This window comes from Acetobacter lambici, assembly GCF_011516885.1.
Classification (GTDB): domain Bacteria; phylum Pseudomonadota; class Alphaproteobacteria; order Acetobacterales; family Acetobacteraceae; genus Acetobacter; species Acetobacter lambici.
Map to the genome: position 1 here is coordinate 1 of NZ_WOTD01000104.1, position 2,689 is coordinate 2,689.

Genomic DNA, 2,689 nt, shown 5'->3' on the forward strand with positions numbered 1-2,689 from the left:
GTGAAGATGATGAACTTCTGCGCTGGGAGACCATAGACCGCAGGACAATGTCTCAGCATCTGCCACCAACCGTGATAGATCGACTCTGGGACATGATCTGTGACGCGGCTGATCGTCTGGCCGGGGTGCAATTTCTTGGGCTCCATCGCGTCGTCGATCATCTCGAACGGGAAGGGCTTCGGATTGAGGCAGTTCCTGTGCCATCTCTGTCGCCGCCAGCGCCGGTCGCGGTGACTCTGGCCGCGTTCCTGGCAGCGCGAGAACGGGCGACCCTTGCAGAAATCATGCAAAACGTGATCGATGTGCCGCCGGAAAAAGAGCTGCTTGTTATGCTCAAAAATGCAGGATGGGAGTCACGAAGGACCGCCACCGGGCGCTTCTGGGTAAAAACCAGGGGGTGAATAGCTGACATCGGATACGTCCGTCCGGCTTGGATGGGCGTATCCGATGAAAGGAAGGCCCTGACACGCCGGACCAACACTGGGCGATTGCGCTTCCTGAGGGAGAGCCATAACCTGCTTCCATGACTCGAAATCCCTCTGAAAAGCCCAAGTCCCGTGCCTCAGCGAAAGTCGGCACGACTGTCACGAAGGATAATCTGAAGGCGCTTGGTGCGGACCGACTTGCGGACCTGCTCATCGAACTGGCAGGGCAGGACACCGCACTGACCCGCAGGCTTCGCATGGCGCTGACAGCGGTTCACGCGAAGGATAAACTCGGCAAGGAGATCGAAAAGAGACTGCGCACGATCCAGCGTTCCCGTGGGTTTCTGCCCTGGGACCGGATCCGTCCTCTGGCTGCTGAACTTGATACCTTGCGGCAATCCATCCTGGGTGACGTTGCCTCTGCCGATGTCGGGCAGGCCATTTCAGCCATGAGGCTGCTTGTGGAGATTGCCCCATCCGTCTACGAGCGCTCGGACGACAGCTCCGGATACCTGTCGGACGTCTTCCGGGAGGCCGCTTCTGATCTTGGCGTTCTCTGGGGACGACAGGCCAACCGGGATCCCGCCATCGTTGTCACAGACCTTCTTACGCTTCTCGATGATGACGGGTATGGCACCTGTGATCGTCTGCTCGCCGCGTGCGGCACGGCATTAGGCGAAACGGGCGCAGCCATGCTCAGAACTATGCTTCTGGCACGACTGCGCGACCTTCCTGCGTCAAAGGGGAACAGCGATTATCATACCGACATCGCGCGTATGCAGGTGATCAGGCACCTGCGGGATCTTGCGGATGCCATGGGTGACGTTGATGCGTATAGTGAAGCTGTCAGCCTGAGTGACCGCCAGTATGCCTATACCGGCGACGTCGCACGCCGCTTGCTGGACAAGGGGCGCGCCCGGGAGGCACTTGACTGGCTCGACCGGGAAACTGAAGAGAACTCTCGCTTTTACAAGGAAAACGACGATCTGCGGATTGAAGCATACGAGGCCGTTGGAGACCGAGACAAAGCTCAGGCTCTGCGATGGAACGTTTTTCGGGAACGCCTGAGCCTGCCGCACTGGAAAGCCTATCAGCGTCATCTCAGTGATTATGATGCGATCGACGCCGAAGAGCAGGCACTCGATCACATCCGGAATTTCCCGAATAGAAGCGTGGTCCTGTCTACTCTTCTGGAATAGCCCGCTCTCGACGAAGCTGCCCGTCTCGTGCGGCATCATACAGCGGAACTGGACGGACGGGACTACGGGACGCTGCGTCCGGCAGCGGAACGTCTATCTGAAGCTTATCCCAACGAAGCGACGCTGCTCTACCGTCTGCTGGTCGAGGCCGTGCTGGACAGGGCGCTTTCCCGTTACTACGCCTATGCCGCAAAGGATCTTGCGTCCTGTCAGCGACTTGCACCCATGTTGACCATGGCTGAAGGCATGGAATCCCATGAAACGTTCATGACCCGGTTGAAGGCTTCACATAAGCGCAAACTGGGATTCTGGTCATTGATCGCCGTGCCCTGAGAGCAGGGTTGGGGGAAAATGGTCTGGCCAGTATTGCGAGCGAATTCCATTGTTACCCGGCAAGAGTTTGGATATACTGTCGGCATATCCCAAATGGAGGTTACGATGCTCACCCGCACGACGCTCTTTCTGTCCAATCGCTCCCAGGCCGTGCGTCTTCCCAAAGCGGTTGCATTTGACGTCAACCTGAAAGACGTCGTGATCATCCCGGACGGTGCGCGTCGTATAATCGCACCTGCAAATGCCGCGTGGGACGATTTCTTTGCCGCGCCGGGCACTCCACTGCCTGAGCGTGATCAGCCGAGGATGCAGGAACGCGAAAGCTTCTGATGCTTCGTTATCTTCTGGATACAAACTTTTGCATTCGTGTCCTGCGTGATCGTCCGCAAGGCTTGCGTGAGCGTTTCAATGATAACGCCGAGGCGCTCTGCATCTCGGATGTCGTGCTTTACGAACTTCTCTATGGAGCCGAAAAATCTCACGATCCGGCAAAGATTCGACGTGAGGTTGAGCATTTTGCCGCACGTCTGTCTGTTTTGCCGTTTGATGATGACGCCGCAGCCCATACAGCGGAAATCAGGGCAGAGCTGGAAAAGCGTGGCTGTGTCATCGGCCCATACGATTTGATGATTGCCGGGCACGCTCGAAGCAGGGGGCTTGTCGTTGTGACTGGAAACTTACGAGAACTTACGAGGGTAGATGGGTTGCGATCTGAGGATTGGACGGCCGGTT

3 protein-coding genes and 1 pseudogene are annotated in these 2,689 nt (G+C 57.4%); all 4 read left to right on the top strand.

Going from position 1 to position 2,689, the window contains the following annotated elements; all coding sequences use genetic code 11:
* Positions 1-401: hypothetical protein (locus GOB86_RS15150; RefSeq protein ID WP_165993476.1), on the top strand; the 401-nt coding region annotated here is incomplete at its 5' end.
* 122 nt (positions 402-523) lie between these two features.
* Positions 524-1,957, top strand: a pseudogene (locus GOB86_RS15155) (DUF6880 family protein).
* 105 nt (positions 1,958-2,062) lie between these two features.
* On the top strand, positions 2,063-2,287 hold the full coding sequence (gene vapB / locus GOB86_RS15160) for a type II toxin-antitoxin system VapB family antitoxin (RefSeq protein WP_012813340.1): 225 nt from the start codon (positions 2,063-2,065) through the stop codon (positions 2,285-2,287).
* Positions 2,287-2,689: type II toxin-antitoxin system tRNA(fMet)-specific endonuclease VapC (gene vapC, locus GOB86_RS15165; protein ID WP_003630720.1), on the top strand; the 403-nt coding region annotated here is incomplete at its 3' end. The genes vapB and vapC, both read left to right, overlap by 1 nt.

Coding starts and splice junctions, on each gene's coding strand:
- vapB (WP_012813340.1), top strand. CDS start 2,063: ATGCTCACCCGCACGACGCTCTTTCTGTCCAATCGCTCCCAGGCCGTG.